Annotated in this window: 13 protein-coding genes; 5 read left to right on the forward strand and 8 right to left on the reverse strand. The window is 70.2% G+C overall.

All coding sequences use genetic code 11. The features are described from left to right. Positions 1-52: 52 nt before the first annotated feature. From ACX80P_RS11880 to ACX80P_RS11890, 3 genes are all read right to left on the reverse strand, one after another. Complete coding sequence (locus ACX80P_RS11880) at positions 53-1,537, reverse strand: MFS transporter (RefSeq protein ID WP_459278306.1); 1,485 nt, start codon at positions 1,535-1,537, stop codon at positions 53-55. Positions 1,538-1,669: 132 nt separating this feature from the next. After that, entirely contained in the window at positions 1,670-3,109 is a 1,440-nt protein-coding gene (locus tag ACX80P_RS11885) for a phytoene desaturase family protein (protein WP_459278307.1), read from the reverse strand. Between the two features lie 37 nt (positions 3,110-3,146). After that, complete coding sequence (locus ACX80P_RS11890; protein WP_459278308.1) at positions 3,147-5,864, reverse strand: peptidoglycan bridge formation glycyltransferase FemA/FemB family protein; 2,718 nt, start codon at positions 5,862-5,864, stop codon at positions 3,147-3,149. 191 nt (positions 5,865-6,055) lie between these two features. Here ACX80P_RS11890 and ACX80P_RS11895 point away from each other — a divergent pair, with 191 nt between their 5' ends. Continuing rightward, complete coding sequence (locus ACX80P_RS11895) at positions 6,056-7,141, forward strand: inositol-3-phosphate synthase (protein ID WP_459278309.1); 1,086 nt, start codon at positions 6,056-6,058, stop codon at positions 7,139-7,141. 76 nt (positions 7,142-7,217) lie between these two features. On the opposite strand, the gene ACX80P_RS11900 is transcribed toward ACX80P_RS11895, so the two are convergent. The 3 genes from ACX80P_RS11900 to mshA are packed head-to-tail and all read right to left on the reverse strand — an operon-like array spanning position 7,218 to position 10,961. Continuing rightward, the gene (locus tag ACX80P_RS11900) at positions 7,218-8,885 is read right to left on the reverse strand and encodes a formate--tetrahydrofolate ligase (protein ID WP_459278310.1); all 1,668 of its coding nucleotides are present in this window, start codon (positions 8,883-8,885) and stop codon (positions 7,218-7,220) included. Between the two features lie 26 nt (positions 8,886-8,911). Further along, positions 8,912-9,682, reverse strand: coding sequence for a phosphatase (locus tag ACX80P_RS11905; protein WP_459278311.1), 771 nt, complete (start codon positions 9,680-9,682; stop codon positions 8,912-8,914). 31 nt (positions 9,683-9,713) lie between these two features. Then, a complete protein-coding gene (gene mshA / locus ACX80P_RS11910) occupies positions 9,714-10,961 on the reverse strand; it encodes a D-inositol-3-phosphate glycosyltransferase (RefSeq protein ID WP_459278312.1) in 1,248 nt (415 codons plus the stop codon). A 392-nt stretch (positions 10,962-11,353) separates the two neighbouring features. Here mshA and ACX80P_RS11915 point away from each other — a divergent pair, with 392 nt between their 5' ends. Together ACX80P_RS11915 and ACX80P_RS11920 are read left to right on the forward strand one after the other, a co-directional pair. After that, positions 11,354-11,668 (forward strand): hypothetical protein, encoded by a 315-nt coding sequence (locus ACX80P_RS11915; protein ID WP_459278313.1) that lies wholly within the window; start codon positions 11,354-11,356, stop codon positions 11,666-11,668. A gap of 176 nt (positions 11,669-11,844) precedes the next feature. Beyond that, complete coding sequence (locus tag ACX80P_RS11920; RefSeq protein ID WP_459278314.1) at positions 11,845-13,014, forward strand: DUF418 domain-containing protein; 1,170 nt, start codon at positions 11,845-11,847, stop codon at positions 13,012-13,014. On the opposite strand, the gene ACX80P_RS11925 is transcribed toward ACX80P_RS11920, so the two are convergent. Continuing rightward, entirely contained in the window at positions 13,011-13,661 is a 651-nt protein-coding gene (locus tag ACX80P_RS11925) for a histidine phosphatase family protein (RefSeq protein ID WP_459278315.1), read from the reverse strand. The genes ACX80P_RS11920 and ACX80P_RS11925 overlap by 4 nt on opposite strands. Continuing rightward, positions 13,658-15,103, reverse strand: coding sequence for a CCA tRNA nucleotidyltransferase (locus ACX80P_RS11930; RefSeq protein WP_459278316.1), 1,446 nt, complete (start codon positions 15,101-15,103; stop codon positions 13,658-13,660). Before ACX80P_RS11930 ends, ACX80P_RS11925 begins: the two co-directional genes overlap by 4 nt. A gap of 140 nt (positions 15,104-15,243) precedes the next feature. Between ACX80P_RS11930 and ACX80P_RS11935 the strand changes: the two genes are divergently transcribed. Both ACX80P_RS11935 and murJ read left to right on the forward strand, forming a co-directional pair. Continuing rightward, positions 15,244-15,774 carry an NUDIX hydrolase gene (locus ACX80P_RS11935; protein ID WP_459278317.1) on the forward strand — a complete coding sequence of 177 codons (531 nt, stop codon included), beginning with the start codon at positions 15,244-15,246 and terminating at the stop codon, positions 15,772-15,774. A gap of 72 nt (positions 15,775-15,846) precedes the next feature. After that, entirely contained in the window at positions 15,847-17,565 is a 1,719-nt protein-coding gene (murJ, locus tag ACX80P_RS11940; RefSeq protein WP_459278318.1) for a murein biosynthesis integral membrane protein MurJ, read from the forward strand. Positions 17,566-17,616: the final 51 nt, after the last annotated feature.

The raw sequence follows: 17,616 nt of genomic DNA on the forward strand, positions 1-17,616 counted from the left end.
TCGGCGTCCCGCTACTGACGCGGCGGACCCGGCGATGGATCCGGGCGGGACATCACGCCTCGTCCGCACCGCCGCGAGCCTCACGGAGGGCGCCGGGAGCAGCCGGCGTGCCGTCGACGGCGCAGTGCGTAGGATGATCGCTCTCCGCCAGGGCGGGATTCCGGATGGTGACAGCCGCAAGGACGCCGCTGAGCACCAGCACGACCGCGCCCATCACACACGCGGCGTCGAACCCTGCCTCGAACACCTGCGGGTTGCTGTAGGCGTCGCCGGTCAGTCCCACGGCGGCCGGCAGGACGGCAATGGCGATCAGGCCCGCTGCCCGCGCCACGGCGTTGTTCACGCCGGAGGCCAGTCCGGCCTGGCGTTCCGGCACGGCGGACAGCGCGGTCGATGTGAGGGGAGCAACGAGCAGCGACAGACCGAGACCCAGCACGATCACCGACGGCAGCACGTCCACGGGGTAGGACGCCCCCGGCCCGATCCGCAGCATGAGGACGAGTGCCACAGCGCACAGCAGCGGTCCGACCGCCATCGGTGTTCTCGGTCCGATCCGGGAGCTGAGCGCTCCCGCGCGGGGTGACAGGACGAGCATCAGTGCCGTGATCGGAAGCATCGCGATCCCGGACACCACCGGGCTGAAGCCCGCCACGACTTGCAGGTGGACGACGAGCAGGAAGAAGATACCGCCGAAGACGCCGTAGACGAGGAAGGTGACGGTGTTCGTGGCGCTGAACTGGCGGTTGCCGAAGATCCGCAAGGGAAGCATCGGGTGCTCGGTTCGCCACTCGACCACGAGGAAGGCCATGGCGCCGGCGAGGCCCAGGGCCCCCGACGCGAGGACAGCCGGAGAGTCGACCCCCTGGGTCGGAGCCTCGATCAGGGCATACGTCGTTCCGGCAAGTGCCAGCGCCCCGAGGGTAGCTCCGGCGGTGTCGAGCCGTCCGGTCGCGTCGGCGTCGCGCGTCTCCGGGACGTGCCGAGCCGCGATCCAGATGACGGTGGCGGCGAGGGGGACGTTGATGAGGAAGATCCAGCGCCAGGAGGCACTCTCCACGAGCCAGCCGCCGAGGAAGGGCCCGATGGCGGTGGCTACACCGCCGAGTCCCGACCAGGCGCCGATGGCCCGCGCGCGGTCCTCACCGGCGAAGCTGGCCTGGATGATGGCAAGGCTGCCCGGCGTGAGCAGCGCACCTCCGATCCCCTGCAGGGCGCGTGCTGCAATGAGCAAGCCGGCATCCGGGGCCAGCCCACACAGCAGGGAGGCACCCGCGAACCAGGCGACACCGACGATGAAGATACGCCGGCGCCCGAACCTGTCGCCCAGGGAGCCGCCGAGGAGGATGAAGGAGGCAAGCGTCAGGGTGTAGCCGGTGACCATCCACTGAAGGGCTGCGAAATCGGTGCCCAGGTCCACGCCGATCGTCGGTAGCGCGATGTTCACGACTGTCGCGTCGATCCCCGCAATACCCGACCCGAGAACCGTTGCCGACAGGATCCACCGGCCGGACGCCGTCCGCACGCGGATCTCACTCATGACTCACCGTCCGTCCCGGCCCCGCCGTGCCGCGGGCCCAGGGAAAGTGTGGCACCGTCATCGTGCCCGCACCATCGCCTGCGATCGACCACGGCAGCTGCGCGGGACCGGTCGGCGCCGGTAGGGACCGTCTCAGAGTCCCAGGGCCGGTACGGACAGCCCGAACTCGCGCTTCAGGGCCAGCTTCGCGGCATTGAGCCCTGCCATCCCGTGCACGCCCGGCCCGGGCGGGGTGGACTGCGAGCAGAGGTAGACGCCCTGGAGCGGCGTCGCCCAGGGCTGCAGGGACGGCACCGGACGTGCCACGATCTGGCGGAGGTTCACCGCCCCGCTGCTGAAGTCACCGCCCACGTAGTTGGCGTTGTACACCTCGAGCTCGCTCGCCGTCGTCGTGTGGCTCTGGACGACGACGTCACGGAAGCCGGGCGCGAACCGCTCGATCTGCGCCGTCACGGCCTCCGCCATGTCCCGCGTGGATCCGCGCGGCACATGGCAGTAGGTCCAGAGCGTGTGCCGGCCCTCCGGGGCGCGGGTGGGATCGAACGACGACGGCTGGGAGAGCAGGACGTAGGGGCTGTCCGGGTGGATGCCGCGGTTGACCTGCTTCTCGCCGGCGGCGATCTCCTCCCTCGTCCCGCCGAGGTGGGCGGTCCCGGCGCGGTGCAGCTCGGGATGGGTCCAGGGGACGGGCCCGGACAGGATGAAGTCCACCTTGCACGCGGCGTTGCCGTAGGTGAAGGCGGCCAGGGCCTTCTCATAGGCCGCGGGGAGGCGCCCCCGGGACATCGACCGGAACGTCGTCGGCGCGACGTCGAGCAGCACCACCCGCGCGTCGGACACCTGGGCGAGGGTCTCGATCCGGCTGTCCGTGACGATCTCCCCACCGTGCTGCAGCACGTCGAGCGCCAGGGCGTCCGCGATCGACTGCGATCCCCCGACCGGTATGGGCCAGCCCACGGTGTGGGCCAGGAGGTTCAGCACGAGGCCGGCACCGGCACCCGTCAGGGACGGGAGCGTGCCCACGGGGTGCGCCATGACCCCGGTGACGAGGCCCTTCGCCTCCTCCGTGCTGAAGCGGCGGTTCCACCCCGGGAGTCCCTGGTCGAGGACCGCGAGACCGAAACGCACGGTGGCCTCCGGGCTCTTCGGGAAGCGCACCACGTGGTTCAGGGTGAACGCGAGGATGTCCTGTTCGCGCTCGCTGAGCGGCTGCAGGAGCCGCCGGTAGGCTTCGCCGTCGGCGCCCAGTCCTTCCACCGTCTTCTCGAGGCTGCGATAGGCGATGCCGGCCCGTCCGCCGTCGAGCGGGTGGGCGAAGGAGACCTCGGGGACGGCGAAACCGATGCGGCGGCTCAGCTCGAAGGCACGGAAGAACGGCGACGCGAGAGCCATCGGGTGGACAGCCGAACAGAAGTCGTGGAGGTGGTCCTCCTGCATGAGTCCGATGGACCGGGACCCGCCGCCGATGGTCGGCGCGGCCTCGTGGATCCGGACGGACAGGCCTGCCCGCGCCATGACGACGGCGGCCGCGAGCCCGTTGGGGCCGGCGCCGACAACCTCGACATCTACCATGGCTTCCTCTCTCCCGGGCGGGGGCGATCCCCGCCGGTCAGACCTTCGTGCCCGTCCGGCCGGAACCGCCGACGCGGGCGACCGCCGCACGGACACGGCCGACGGTCCGCCGTGCGACCGCGGGCCCCCTCCGCCGCGCGGCCAGCAGCGACGACACCGCCGCGTAGCGGCCCGCGTCGAGCGGGACGTCGTACGTCGTCGGCACCACCACCACGTTCTTCGAGAAGTTCCTCTTGAACGTGGTGACGTTGGCCAGCGAAGGGTAGTTCTCGCTCTCGATGCCCGTCAGTCCGCACGCCGTGTTGCCCGCGGCCTTGAGCGTCCTGAGCGCCTCCCACAGGAGCAGGTAGGGCGCGAACGTGCTGCGCGCCGCGTGCGTGCTGCCGGCGAAGTAGTAGACGGAATAGCCCCGGTACTCCGTGGTGATCAGCCAGCTCAGCGGCTGCCCGTCGCGGTAGGCGACGAGGAGGCGGAGGTGATCACCGAGGACGGTCAGGAGCGTCTCATAGTAGGACGAGTCGAAGGACTGGAAGCCGTCGCGCTCGGCGGTCTCCTGCATGATCGGGAACAGTTCGGCTGCGAAGACCGCCTTCCATTCCTCTCTGGGAATATGCTTGATCTCGACGCCGTTGCGTTGCGCCCGACGGATGCTGTTGCGGGCATTCGGCCGGAAACTCTTCAGGAGGTCCCCTTCCGACGGCGTGAGGTCCACGACGATCTCCCGCTCGTACCAGCCGTGCTCGATCGGGCCCGTGGCCGGCGGCTGCAGGGTGGCGACCTGCAGGCGGACGTAGAGCGGATGCACCGTCGGATGGTCGCGGAACTGACGGCGCACCGTCTGCAGGAGCATTCGCTCCGCCGCCGGCGTCCGCTCGGCGTACCAGACCGGCCCGTTGACCACGACGACGGACTCCCGGAAGCGACGCACCACGTGCACGAGGCCGGCGGTCGCGACGAGCGTGCCGGCGGCGTCACGGTACGCCCAGATGCCCAGCGGCGTACGCCCGAGGGCCCGCTCGAAGTCCACCCAGTCGGGTGTCTGCTCGATCGGGATCACGACATGGGGGTGCGCGACGGCGACGGCGTCGAACGCCTGCCGGTCGAGCGGGCTGTAGGTCAGGAGGGCTTCGTTCACTGGGGGTCTCTCACTGGGGGGTCCTGCACTGGTCGAGGATCGGCCGCTGCGGGTCGGAGCGCCGGTCGGCTGGGGGGCGCTCCCGTCGGCCGGAGGGGATGCGGTTGCGTCCGCGCGGTCCTGCAAGCCTATCGGAGCACCCGTGGATCCTCGCCGGAGAGTCCCGGGTTCCGCCGCGGGTCGGCGCCAGGGTAGGGGTCGATGGACCGACAGGGTGAAGCGGTCCGGAGCACCGTCGAACGCACCGCCCTGGGGGTCGTCGATGCCGATGCGCCGCACGACGTCCCGGCGGGGTGCCAGAAGGTCGGCGACCACTACCCCCATGACGTATGCGACGCCGAGCATATGAGCGAGGACCGCCCACGAGTAGGTACCCAGTCCCAGATTGTGCTCGGCAGGACCTCCGCCCGTCATGCCGCCCAGGTACAGCCAGACCGCCGCCCAGTGGAGGATCTCCACGGACTGCCAGGCGAGGACCACCCGCCACCGGGGTACCGCGAGCGCCACGAGCGGCACCAGCCACAGGGCGTACTGGGGCGAGTACACCTTGTTGCAGAGGATGAACGCGCCCACGATCAGCAGTACCAGCTGCGCGAACCGGGGCCGGCGCCGCGCCCGCAGCGCAAGGACGGCGATGCCCGCGCAGGCGAGCACGAACAAGACGGCGGCGCCCGCGTTGATGACGCCCGGGGTGAGGGTCGCGGTCCCGGCCTGGCGCGCGAGGGCGTTGTAGACATACCAGCCCGAGGAGAATCCGGCGTCGCGCGTCTCGGAGAAGGTGAGGAAGTACCCCCACCCGGCCGGATCACGCAGCAGGAACGGCAGGTTCACCGCGAGCCAGGCGGTGAGCGTACCGGCCAGGGCCCCCGCGAGGGGACGGTAGCGTCCCGTCCGGATCGCCAGGACCAGCACCGCCCCGAGGATCAGGACCGGGTAGAGCTTCACCGCGGCGCCGAGTCCCCAGAGGATCCCCGCCAGGACGGGCCGCTCCCGCGCGAACGCCAGCATGCCCGCGGTGGCGAGCAGTACGGCCCAGAGATCCCAGTTGATGGTGCCGGACAGGACGATGACCGGGGCCGTGGCGACGACGGCCGCGTCCCAGGGTCGCCGACCGGCCAGACGGAGGGTCGCGAGGACCGTCAGGATCCACACGCCGGCGAGGAGGACGGCGTTGACGTCGAAGTAGAGGCGGGAGGCGCCCGCCGCCTCACCGCCGGCGAGCACCTCCACCAGCACGGCCGTCCCGGAGGCCAGCAGCCCCAGCAGCACCGGGTACTCGAAGAGCGCGCCCGGCGTGATGAAGGGCAGGACGCCCTCGCCGAGGCCCCTGCTCTGGTAGAGCTCGGTCCAGTCGGAGTAACACGCGCGGTAGAAGTAGTCGGGAGAGGACCAGCCCTGGAGCCGGCAGGGGTTCTTGACGACGACGGCCAGGACCGCCGCGCAGACCGTCAGGAGGATCAGTACCCGCTCCACGGTGAACCACCCGGGTGAGATGCGGCCGGGATCGGTGCGGCGCCCGAGCGGGCCTCCGATACCTTCGACCAGGGGCCGCAGCGCCGGATCGGACCGGCTCGGGACGCTGATGCGGTAGGGGCCGCGCCTGCCCGTGGCCGAGGTCATGCCCCCGAGCCTATCCGTCCCGTGCCGCGGTCGGTCGGCGCTCCGGGCATGGGACCGGGGGTTCCGGGGGCCGGGGAGGAATGACCGGGCCGCCGCCGTCGTTGGAAAGGGGACGTAGACTGGCATTTCCTGCCGATCGCGCCGCGGGCGATGACGGCCGGGGCATACTCAACTGGCTTTCGAGGAGAACTGTGGGACAGAACCCCATTCGCGTGGCAATTATTGGAGTCGGCAACTGTGCCGCGTCGCTGGTCCAGGGCGTGCACTACTACCGCGACGCGGATGCGTCGGGAGTCATTCCCGGCCTGATGCACGTGGAGTTCGGCAAGTACCACGTGGGCGACGTCCAGTTCGTGGCGGCGTTCGACGTCGACGGCAAGAAGGTCGGCCACGACCTCGCCGAGGCGATCGGTGCCAGCGAGAACAACACGATCAAGATCGCCGACGTCCCCCCGACCGGCGTCATCGTCCAGCGCGGCCACACCCTCGACGGTCTCGGCAAGTACTATCGCGAGACCATCGTCGAGTCGGACGAGGAGCCCGTCGACATCGTCGCCCAGCTCAAGGCCTCGAAGGCCGACGTCCTGGTCTGCTACCTGCCCGTCGGCTCCGAGCACGCCGCCAAGTACTACGCCCAGTGCGCCATCGACGCCGGCGTCGCCTTCGTCAACGCCCTCCCCGTGTTCATCGCGGGCACCAAGGAATGGGCGGACAAGTTCACCGAAGCCGGTGTCCCGATCGTCGGTGACGACATCAAGAGCCAGATCGGCGCCACGATCACCCACCGCGTCATGGCGAAGCTGTTCGAGGACCGCGGCGTCACGCTGGACCGCACCTACCAGCTGAATGTCGGCGGGAACATGGACTTCAAGAACATGCTCGAGCGCGACCGCCTCGAGTCGAAGAAGATCTCCAAGACCCAGGCCGTGACCTCGAACGTGAAGGCCGAGCTGCGGGCCAACGACGTCCACATCGGCCCCTCGGACTACGTCGCCTGGCTCGACGACCGCAAGTGGGCCTTCGTCCGCCTCGAGGGCCGCAACTTCGGCGACGCCCCCGTGTCGCTCGAGTACAAGCTCGAGGTCTGGGACTCGCCGAACTCGGCCGGCGTCATCATCGACGCCATCCGCGCGGCGAAGATCGCCCTGGACCGCGGGATCGGCGGACCGATCCTCTCGGCGTCGAGCTACTTCATGAAGTCCCCGCCGGAGCAGTACGCCGACGACGTCGCCCACGAGAAGGTCGAGGCCTTCATCCGCGGTGACATCGAGCGCTAGGCAGCAGGAACGAGGGGCCGGGACGCATCGCCGTCCCGGCCCCTCGTGCGTCCACGCCCGGACCGGGGGCGGGGCGCTAGAACAGCCCGACGGCGTTGCCGTCGGGATCCACGTCCATGCGGAGCGCGGCCGGTTCCTTCGGCAGCCCGGGCATCGTCATCACCGAGCCCGTGAGTGCGACGATGAACCCGGCTCCGGTCTTCGGGATGAGGTCCCGGACATGGACGGTGAAGCCCTTGGGTGCGCCGAGCAGGCTCGCGTCATCCGAGAACGAGTACTGGGTCTTCGCCATGCACACGGGCAGTCCGGACCACCCGTTCGCCTCGATCTCCTTCAGCCGCCGCAGGGCCGGGACCGAGAAGTCGACGCCGTCCGCGCCGTAGATCTCCTGCACGATCCTGCGGATCTTGACCTCGACGGGGAGGTCGAGCGGGTAGAGGTGGGAGAAGGTGACGGGACGCTCAAGGGCCGCGAGCACCTCGGCCGCGAGCTCGTCCCCGCCGGGACCGCCGCCGCCCTGGCCCCATACGTCCGCGACGGCCGCTGCTATCCCCTCGCCCGCGCACCAGGACAGCAGCCAGTCGAGCTCCTCCTGGGTGTCCGTACCGAACCTGTTGACGGCCACGACCGGTGGGATACCGAACTTCTCGATGTTCCGCACATGGCGGAGGAGATTGGCCGTGCCCTCCCGCAGGGCATCGACGTCGGGCCGGGCGAGGTCGGTCTTGGCCACCCCGCCGTGCATCTTGAGGGCGCGGACGGTCGCGACGATCACGACGGCGTCGGGGGCGAGGTCCGCGGCCCGCGCCTTGATGTCCATGAACTTCTCGGCCCCGAGGTCCGCGCCGAAGCCGGCTTCCGTGACGACGATGTCCGCGAGGCGGCGGGCCGTCCGGGTTGCGATGACGGAGTTGCACCCGTGCGCGATGTTCGCGAAGGGGCCGCCGTGCACGAGGGCGGGCGTGCCGGCGATGGTCTGCACGAGGTTCGGTTTGATGGCCTCCCTGAGCAGCAGCGCCAGCGCGCCCTCGACCCGGAGGTCGCGGACGGTCAGGGGCCGGCGGTCGTAGGTGTAGCCGAAGGTGATGTCCGCCAGGCGTTCCTTCAGATCGGCGGGGTCGCTCGCCAGGCAGAAGACCGCCATGATCTCGGAGGCCACGGTGATGTCGAAGCCGTCCTGCCGGGGCGTCCCCTGCGCGGGCCCGCCGAGGCCGATGACCACTTCGCGCAGGGCGCGGTCGTTGACGTCCAGGACGCGCTTGAACGTGATGCGTCGCGGATCGATGCCGAGCTCGTTGCCCTGGTGGATGTGGTTGTCGATGAGGGCGGCCAGCGCGTTGTTCGCGGAGGTAATGGCGTGGAAGTCGCCTGTGAAGTGCAGGTTGATCTCGTCCATGGGCAGCACCTGCGAGTAGCCGCCGCCGGTGGCGCCGCCCTTCATGCCGAGCACGGGGCCGAGGGACGGCTCGCGCAGGGCGATCATCACGCGCTGCCCCGCCCGGGCGAGTGAATCCGCGAGCCCCACGGTGCAGGTGGACTTCCCCTCGCCGGCGGGGGTGGGGCTCATGGCGCTGACCAGGACCACCTTGCCCGGCGTGCGGTTGTCCTCGGGCAGCAGGCGCGGGTCGATCTTCGCCTTGTACCGGCCGTGGAACTCGAGGGCGTCCCGCGGGATTCCTGCGGCATCGGAGATGTGTTCGATGGGCCTGACCGCGGCAGCGCGGGCAATCTCGAGATCGCTCATGCGGCCAACCTACCAGCGCCCGCGGGTCAGGCCCGCGGGAGCCCGGCCCGCCCGAGGACGTAGTCGACGAGGGGTTCGTACAGCCCCGGGCTCACGTTGTCGTCGAGCGGCACGGCGACGTCGAGCTGGCCCTGCGCCTCCGCGACGAACAGTCCGGGGTCGTTGCAGTCCGCGAATCCGACGGTCGGCAGGCCCGCACTCGCCGCATGGCCCGCCCACCCGTGATCGGCCACGACGAGGTCGGGCAGGTCATGGCCTGCACCGGTGAGCGTGTCGAGGCTCAGGCGCATGGGCTCGGGGAAGTGGGTGTGCATGAGCCCGCCGTGCTGGTGCCACACGAGCACCCCGAAAATCTGGCGGATGTCCCCCGCCCCGAAGCGGCGCCCCTCCGGGACCCGCACCACCGTGGCGCCGGCCGCGGCTACCGCCTGCGCGAGGGCGGCATGGACGGGGAGCAGGCCCGCGGGGTGGCCCGTCGCGAAGAGGATCCGCTCCCTCCGGCGGGCGGACGCCCCCAGCCGGTCGGCGAGCCGGTCGAGGGCGGCGACGCACTTCACGGCGTCGATGGTGTCCTGGCCCTCCGTGTGGTTCCGGTCCGGGCTCGTCCCCACGCGGTCGTGCATGAGGTCGAAGACGTCGTCGTAGGTCCACTCGCGCGTGTGTTCCACCCCGAACTCGAGGTGCTCGTTGCCCTCGAGGAAGAGCCGCATGTGCTTGAGGTTGTCCTGCCTCGGTGTGGCCACCGGTCCGGTGATGCGAACGGAGTCGAGGTATGCGGCGAGCTCGGCAGGATTCACGCCTCCATCCTAGGCGGCGGGGGCGGGAGCTTCAGCGGGCGGTGGCCGTGGAGAAACGCTCGACGGCGGTGCGGTAGCTCTGGGCCGTCAGCAGGGCGGTGCGCTGCCACCCGAATGCCAGCGCGTGCGTGGCGGCGCCCCGGCCCAGCGTCTCCCGGAGGCGGGTGTCGTCGTACAGCCGTTCGAGCACGTCCGCCCAGGCGCCTGCGGCGTGGCCGTCGACGAGGAGCCCGCTGCGCCCGTCGCTGACGGCCTGGGGCAGCCCGCCCACGTTGGCGGCGACCACGGGCGTGCCGCAGGCCTGCGCCTCCAGCGCGACGAGGCCGAAGGATTCGCTGAAGGACGGCATGGCCACCACGTCCGCGGACCTGAACCACTGGGCGAGGTGGGAAGCGGTGACCGGCGGGTAGAGGCGCACGTCCCCGGTGAGGCCGGCGTCGTCGATGAGGGGCTGGAGCGGGAGCGCCTCGGAGCCGCTGCCCGAGCCGAGGATGCTGACGGCCAGTGGGATGTCGGGCCGACGGCGTCGGAGTTCCGCGGCTGCGGCGACGAGGACCTGCGGTCCCTTCAGCTTCTGGATCCTGCCGGCGAACACCACGTGGAACTGCCCGGGAGGGAAGGCGAGCGAGGCCCGCGCGGCGGCCCGGTCCCCGGGGTGGAACGTCGACAGGTCCACGCCCGGGGCCACCACGTCGACCCTGTCGGGGGTGGCACCGTAGAGTGCGATGAGTTCGGTCGCCTCGGTGGTCGTGTTCGCGATGAGGCGGGCCGCCCCTGCGACGATCTCCTGCTCGCCGGCGATCCGCTCCGCCGGTTCCGGGGCGCTGAGTGTCCTCATGCGCAGGTTCTTGACCTTCGCCATCGTGTGCATGGAGTGGACCAGGGGCAGGTTCATCTGCCGGCTGAGGGTGAGGCCCACCGTTCCGGACACCCAGTAGTGGGAATGCAGGACGTCGAAGTGGCCGTCCGCGAGGAGGTCCGCCACATCGGTGATCGCGCCGGCGAGGATGTCCGACAGCCCCGGGAGGTCCTCCTTCGGGATGCGGTGGCGGGGTCCCGCGTCGAGGTGGTGGACCACGACGCCGTCGGCGAGCACCTCGCGCCGCGGGCGTCCCTCACCCGCTTCCCGGGTGAAGATCTCGACGTCGATCCCGACCGCCGCGAGTTCCAGGGCCGTGCTCCGGACATAGACGTTCATGCCGCCCGCGTCCCCGATGCCGGGCTGCTCGAGCGGGGAGGTGTGCAGGGACAGCATGGCCACGCGCCTGACGCCGGACACACCATCTCCCTTCCGACCGGCAGGGGAAAAGGCCGGTCGTATGACCTCACGACCCTATAACGCCGGATTCCCGCGCCCCATTCCGACCGCACACCGGACCATCGCCGCCCGCCGACCGCACCCGGGATCGCTGATCTGATCGCCGGTCGCAGTCGGCACGGCGGGAGCCGACGGGTCACCTGATGTAGGTGGTGTGCCGGGGCAGCGTGTACCGCTGGGACGCCTCCCGGGGGTTGCGTGGCCGTTCGGCCCGGCGCCGCCCCAGGGAGAGGACGTTCCTCCATCTCCTCAGCATCCGCTGTACCTCCTTCCGATGTCGGAAGCCGGGCATGGGGGATCCCCGACCATGCGGCAGGTCCTGTATCGGACCTGCCGGCGTCAGGGATCCGCCCATGATGAATTCGCCGGAGGCAGGGAATGGTGCGGAGGAATTGTCGGTGAATCGGGCAGGAATGGGCCTGGAATGGGGCATGACGGACTTTCGGCAGGACGGAATTCGGCAGGGATCAGCCATGAATGGCATTGCCGGGGGGAAAAGGATGACAGGAAAGCCGCGCACGGGCACGGGGGACGGTGCTGGGTCGGCCGGCTACCGCCGGTGCGCCGACTTCCTAATGGAGACGGACGACGAAGGCAGGATCGGTCAGGCGGGCAAAGGCTCCGCCGAGCATGGTATTCACGATCTCCACCTCCAGTCCGTCGGGTGACCTGTGGTCATGCGGCCAGGGGTCCCTCGCGGTTCGAGTCCCGAACTGTTCGCGTCGCGAACTGTTCGGGTTGGGAAGACCCAATGGCACGTGGACAAAGCTACCGTATGGAATATGCGCAGGCATAGCCCTTCTGGTGAATTCATCGGGATATTTGCGGGGAGAGGTGGAACCGGGTGCCGGGACCGACGGGTGGGACCTCACGTATCGCGCAGATCGACGCCCTGAGGGGCTTCGCCCTCTTCGGGATCCTCATGGTCAATGTGTGGTTCTTCGCCGACTCGTCCCATCTGGCAGGAGGCCGGGACCCGTCCACCGCCTCACGGGTGGACCTGGGGATCCGGTTCACCGTGGTGATGTTCTTCGAGGGCAAGTTCTACCTGCTGTTCTCGCTGCTGTTCGGCTACGGGTCCGTCGTGCTGGCAGCGGCAGCCGGCAGCGAACGGACGCCCCTCATGACACGGCGCCTCGTCTTCCTCGGGGTCCTCGGCGTCGTTCACGGACTGACCCTGTTCTACGGCGACATCCTCCTGACCTATGCGCTGGCAGGTGTGGTCCTGCTGGCCGCCTGGTCCGCGGCACCGCGTGCACGGCTCGGTCTCGCGCTCGGTATCACGCTGGGGACGGCCCTGCTCCTCGTCGCCACAGCGGCTCTCCTGCTCGTCGATGGTGGGGCCGGTACCGACGCCCCCGGCGCGTCGATCACGCCGACGGCGTCCCCTGCCGCCGCACTCGCCGCCAATGCGGCGACCTACGGCGTCGTCCTTCCGTCCGTCGTGTCCTTCCAGGGGCCGCTCGCCCTCGCGGCCTTCCTGGCGGGTTCCGCCCTGGCGATGCTGGGCATCCTCCGACCGGCGGTGCCGCGGCGTGCCGTGCTGTGGCGCGTCGTCGTCCTGGCCCTCCCCCTCGGCCTGGCCGGCTCGGGATACTCGGCCTACCTCGACGTGTGGGGTGGCGGCGGTGCGGTGCCGCTCCTGTCCACCGCTCTCTCGGTCGTGGTGTCTCCGCTCGTGACCGTGGGCTACGCCGCGTCCCTCCTGCTGGTGCTGGGATCACGCGCCGGACGCGTCGTCACGGCAGTGCTCGCTCCGACCGGCCGCCTGTCCCTGAGCAACTACCTCGCCCAGTCCGCCGTGCTGTGCCTCGTCTTCACGGGCTACGGGTTGGGTCTGATGGACCGCCTCCCGCCCACCGCCGTGGTCGCGGTCGTCGTCGTCCTCTTCGCCGGGCAGGCTGCGGCCAGCTGCGTCCTCCTCATGCGGTACCGGACCGGTCCGCTCGAGTGGGCCCTCCGGCGTGTCGTCCGCGGGCCACCGCACCAGACGTCGGGGCCCGACGGCGCCTAGAGGTTCCAGTGCACGATGGCGGGGGTGTGCTTGTCCCAGCCGAGCGCGCAGACCGCGGCCGTGCCGAGGACGAAGCGCCGGCCCTCGATGCCGCCGAACTGCAGCCAGCGGGCCGCGACGATCCGCAGGAAGTGTCCGTGGGCCACGAGCAGCGCGTTCTGCACGGGCGTCGCCCCGGGATCGTCGTCGGCGGCTGTACCGCACCCCGCCTGGACCCGGGCGATCACGCGGTCCGCCCGCTCAGCCACCTGGTCCAGCGTCTCCCCGTGCGGTGCGCCGTCGTTCCAGATCAGGTAGTCGGGGTTCTCCGCGCGCACCTTGGCACTGTTCAGCCCCTCGTTGTCGCCGTAGTCCCACTCGTGGGCGTAGGGCAGCACCTCGGCGTCGGGGAAGCCCGCGAGCTCGGCCGTGCGGACGGCGCGCTGCAGGGGGGAGGTCACCACGAGGTCGAAGTCGACGCCCTGGAGGTGCTCGCGCGCGGCGAGCGCCTGTTCCTCCCCGTAGCCGGTCAGGGGGAGATCCGTCAGCCCCGTGTAGCGGCCGTCCCTCGACCACTCCGTCTCGCCGTGCCGGAGCAGCCAGAGGCGGGGCAGGGGCGTTCCCGACGGCGTGAGGTCCGGTGCTGCGGCGCCTGACAACGGCTTCATGGTGTGCTCTCCTGGGATTCGGGTTGCTCGCTCCACCACTGCCGGAGCTTGGTCCGTGCGTCGGCGGGGTCCTGCGGCCCGTGCTCCATGCGTTCCTCGAGGAGGAACCGGTAGGCGCGGCCCACCACGGGGCCGGGGCGGACACCGAGCAGCGCCATGATCTGCTCGCCGTCGAGGTCGGGGCGGATCGAGGCCAGCTCCTCCTGGTCGGCGAGCGCGGCGATCCTCGCCTCGAGGTCGTCGTAGGCGAACGCCAACCGTTCGGCCTTGCGCCGGTTGCGGGTGGTGACGTCGGAGCGCGTGAGGCGGTGGAGCCGTTCGAGGAGGGGGCCGGCGTCGTTGACGTAGCGGCGGACCGCGGAGTCGCTCCAGCCCGCCTCGCCGTAGCCGTAGAACCGCATGTGCAGTTCCACGAGGCGCGCGACGGCCTTGATGGTGTCGTTGTCGAACCTCAGCGCCCGCAGCCTCTTCGCGGCGAGCTTCGCGCCGACGGCGTCGTGGTGCCGGAAGCTGACGGCGCCTCCGGGCTCGAACTTCCGGGTCGCGGGCTTGCCGATGTCGTGCAGGAGGGCGGCGAGCCGGAGGACGACGTCGGGCCCCGGGACCGGCCCGGTCTCGTCCGACTCGAGGGAGCACGCCTGCCGCAGGACGGTGAGGGAGTGCTGGTAGACGTCCTTGTGGCGGTGGTGCTCGTCCGTCTCCAGCCGCAGGGCGGACACCTCCGGGATCACGTGGTCCGCGAGACCCGTCTCCACCATCAGGTCGATCCCGGTGTCCGGCGCCCTGCCCTGGAGGAGCTTGACCAGTTCGTCCCGTACGCGCTCGGCGGAGATGATCGAGATCCGCTCCGACATCTGCGTCATCGCCTCGGTCACCTCCGGGGCCACCGCCACACCCAGCTGGGAGACGAAGCGGGCGGCACGCATCATGCGCAGGGGGTCGTCGGAGAACGACGACGACGGCGTGCCGGGGGTGCGGAGGACACCGGCGTGAAGGTCCCGGACCCCGCCGAACGGGTCGACGAGTTCGAGGGAGGGCAGCCTCAGGGCCATGGCGTTGATCGTGAAGTCGCGGCGCTGGAGGTCGTCGTCGAGGTTCGTGCCGAAGGCGACCGTCGGGTTCCTGGAGGAGGGGTCGTAGGCCTCGGCGCGGTACGTGGTGATCTCGATCAGGTACCCGTCCTTGCGGAGACCGATCGTGCCGAACGCCCGGCCGATCTCCCAGTACGCGTCCGCCCAGCGCCTGATGATCGCCAGCGTATGGTCCGGGTCGGCGTCCGTCGTGAAGTCCAGATCGGGCGACACCCTGCCGAGGAAGAGGTCGCGCACCGGTCCGCCGACCAGTGAGAGCTCATGGCCCGCGGCGTCGAAGAGCTCGCCGACCTCGAGGACAACAGGAGGGAGGGGTGCGGTGAGGGTCGAAGTGTCCAGCAGGTGCGCCATAGTCCCTTAAGGGTGCCAGACCCGCACCCGTTTCCCACACCGCGGACCGGGCCGCCCCGGTCCGTGACGCTGCTGCGGAACGGGTGGGCAACGGGCCGTACCGTCATCCCCCGTGGACAAAGATCGTTAGAGTGGTCTGCATGGACCGACCCGTTCCAAGTGCTCCGAAGCGCACCCCGTTGACAGTGTCAATGGGAACCTCGGGCATGCCTGCCGTGCAGCACCAGTTGCCCACGGTGGAGGAGGTGTCAGCGGGGGGCATCGTCGTCGACGCCTCGAAGGACACCCTCGACGTCGCCATCATCGCCCGCCTCAACCGCGGCGGGCGCCTCGAGTGGTGCCTGCCCAAGGGCCACCCCGAGGGCGCGGAGAACAACGAGGAAGCGGCGGTTCGGGAGATCGCCGAGGAGACGGGCATCGAGGGCAGGATCGTCTCCGCGCTCGGCAGCATCGACTACTGGTTCACGGTCAGTGGGCACCGCGTGCACAAGACCGTCCACCACTACCTCCTGATCAGTACCGGCGGGTACCTCACCATCGAGAACGATCCCGACCACGAGGCCGTCGACGTCGCCTGGGTGCCCCTGCAGGACCTCGGCCGCCGCCTGTCCTTCCCCAACGAGCGGCGTATCGCCGATCTCGCCCGCGAGGTCCTGCCCGAGTACCTCTGAACCCGGTGCGCGGCCCCCGCGCCCGGGCCGCGGCGCGCCGTCGTCGTCCCATCGGTGAGACGATGGGGAGCGATGTCTGACACGAACACAGCCTCGGTACCCCTGCAGGACCCCGCCCGCGCCGATCCTTCCGCGCCCCGCGGCGGCTCCACCGCCCGGTCGAGTGCGATCATGGCCGCGGGCACTCTCGTCTCCCGGATCCTGGGCCTCGTCCGCGTGGCCCTCCTGGCGACGGCGATCGGTGCCACCGGGCAGGTGTCGGACCTGTTCACCTCGGCGAACAACCTCCCCAACTTCCTCTATCTCATGCTGGCGGGCGGCGTGTTCAACGCCGTCCTCGTCCCCCAGATCATCCGCGCCAGCAGGCAGCCTGACCGGGGCGCCGACTTCGTCAGCCGGCTCCTCACCCTCACTGCAGCCGCGCTCCTCGTCCTGACCGTGCTCGTCACGCTCGCCGCGCCCGTCATCGTCAGCGTGACCACGAGCTTCACGGGGGCGAACCTCGCCCTCACCACCGCGTTCGCCTTCTGGTGCCTGCCGCAGATCTTCTTCTACGGGATCTACGCGGTGACCGGGCAGATCCTCAACGCCAACGGTTCGTTCGGCCCCTACATGTGGGCGCCCGTCGTCAACAACGTGGTGTCCATCGCGTTCCTGGTGGTCTTCATCGCGCTGATGGGGGGCGAGCAGGCGCAACAGCACCGGCCCGAGACGTGGACGACGGCGCAGACGGCACTGCTGGCCGGCGGGACCACGCTCGGGATCGTGATCCAGGCGCTCGTGCTGCTCGTCCCGCTGAAGCGCCTCGACCTCGGCCTGCGCCCGAAGTTCGGGATCCGCGGGACGGGGCTCGGCCGGACCGGCAAGCTCGCGTCGGTGACGATCGTGACGATGCTCATCGGCAACGGCCTCTACCTCGTGAACCTGCGCGTGGCCACCATCGCCTCCGACGCCCGGCAGAGGTTTCTCGCCCAGGACCCCCCGGTGCAGATCGCCGGCTCCACCAACCTCGAGTTCGGGGCGATGGTGTACCAGCTGCCGCATTCGGTGATCGCGCTGTCGCTGGCCACGGTCATGTTCAACCAGCTCTCGTCCGCGCACGCCGACGGCGACCTGCCGACCGTTCGAACCACCCTCTCCCGGGGGCTGCGCATGATCGGCGTCGCCACCGTCTTCGGTGCGGCGGCACTGCTCACCTTCGCAGGACCCCTGGGGGTCCTGTTCAGCGAGTCCCCGGAGAGCGCCGCCATCAACGGCGTGATCATCGCGATCCTCGCCGTGGGCGCCCCGTTCCTCAGTGCGAACTTCTTCCTCAACCGGGTCTTCTACGCCAGCGAGGACGTCAGGACCCCGCTCAAGATCCAGGTCGTACTGTCCGTCGTCGGGGTCGTCTTCGCCCTCATCGCAAGCACGTTCGACCCCCCGCTGATCGTGCCGATGCTCGCCGTCGCCTACTCGCTCGGCAATGCGATCGCCGTGGTCGTGAGTCATGTGTTCCTCACGCGCGCGATCGGCTCCTATGGTGCGGGGCACGTCTTCGACGTCCATGTCCGCCTCATCCTTGCCGGCATCGTCGCTGCCGTCGCGGGCACCGCGCTGTGCTGGGCGTCCGGCGGGTACAGCGCCGACGGCTTCCTGTGGCAGTCGAAACTCAATGCGTTCGCCGTGCTCGCGCTCGGCGGAGTGCTCATGTCCGTCGTGTACGTCGTCATGCTGAAACTGCTGCGCGTCAGTGAACTCACCGAGCTGGCAGGCCCGCTCCTCGCACGATTCCGCCGGAGCAACGCCTGATCACCAGCCGGGGAATGGGCCGGCCGACCGGTAGCATGGGGACAAATCAGC

The sequence above is a fragment of the Arthrobacter arabinosi genome, from assembly GCF_054511115.1.

Coding starts and splice junctions, on each gene's coding strand:
- murJ (WP_459278318.1), top strand. CDS start 15,847: ATGTCTGACACGAACACAGCCTCGGTACCCCTGCAGGACCCCGCCCGC.
- ACX80P_RS11915 (WP_459278313.1), top strand. CDS start 11,354: ATGATGAATTCGCCGGAGGCAGGGAATGGTGCGGAGGAATTGTCGGTG.
- ACX80P_RS11885 (WP_459278307.1), bottom strand. CDS start 3,109: ATGGTAGATGTCGAGGTTGTCGGCGCCGGCCCCAACGGGCTCGCGGCC.
- ACX80P_RS11880 (WP_459278306.1), bottom strand. CDS start 1,537: ATGAGTGAGATCCGCGTGCGGACGGCGTCCGGCCGGTGGATCCTGTCG.
- ACX80P_RS11900 (WP_459278310.1), bottom strand. CDS start 8,885: ATGAGCGATCTCGAGATTGCCCGCGCTGCCGCGGTCAGGCCCATCGAA.
- ACX80P_RS11930 (WP_459278316.1), bottom strand. CDS start 15,103: ATGGCGCACCTGCTGGACACTTCGACCCTCACCGCACCCCTCCCTCCT.
- ACX80P_RS11925 (WP_459278315.1), bottom strand. CDS start 13,661: ATGAAGCCGTTGTCAGGCGCCGCAGCACCGGACCTCACGCCGTCGGGA.
- ACX80P_RS11935 (WP_459278317.1), top strand. CDS start 15,244: ATGGACCGACCCGTTCCAAGTGCTCCGAAGCGCACCCCGTTGACAGTG.
- ACX80P_RS11890 (WP_459278308.1), bottom strand. CDS start 5,864: ATGACCTCGGCCACGGGCAGGCGCGGCCCCTACCGCATCAGCGTCCCG.